Annotated in this window: 1 protein-coding gene; it reads right to left on the bottom strand. The window is 35.2% G+C overall.

The window, feature by feature from the left end:
* On the bottom strand, positions 1-290 hold a 290-nt coding region (locus tag HUK49_RS10790; RefSeq protein WP_413230887.1), incomplete at both ends, for a hypothetical protein.

The following is a 290-nucleotide window of genomic DNA, read 5'->3' as shown; positions in this document are numbered from 1 at the left end:
GATTGGAAATGTAAAGCCGAGTAAATGATCGCGGTCATCAAACAACATTGAAATCGGCTGTTCGACAATCGGCTCTACAAATCGTTGTTCATGTTCTGGCACAAGTGTTTCATTCACCTTTTTATGTGATTTATGGAGTGCACTGTTAAAGTAATCGACAAAGTTAATATAGTTGTCTTTCATATAAGGTTCTAACTGTTTACGATCGACTTCTTTATAAAGTGCTGCTGGATTTAAATAAAGGAATTTGTCTTTGTTTGCTTTATAACTTTTGCCATCCACTTCAATAC

Origin of the sequence: Limosilactobacillus portuensis (assembly GCF_014838735.1) — a bacterium.
Classification (GTDB): domain Bacteria; phylum Bacillota; class Bacilli; order Lactobacillales; family Lactobacillaceae; genus Limosilactobacillus; species Limosilactobacillus portuensis.
The sequence above is the reverse complement of the archived record's forward strand: the minus strand, read 5'-3'. Positions and strand labels throughout refer to the sequence as shown.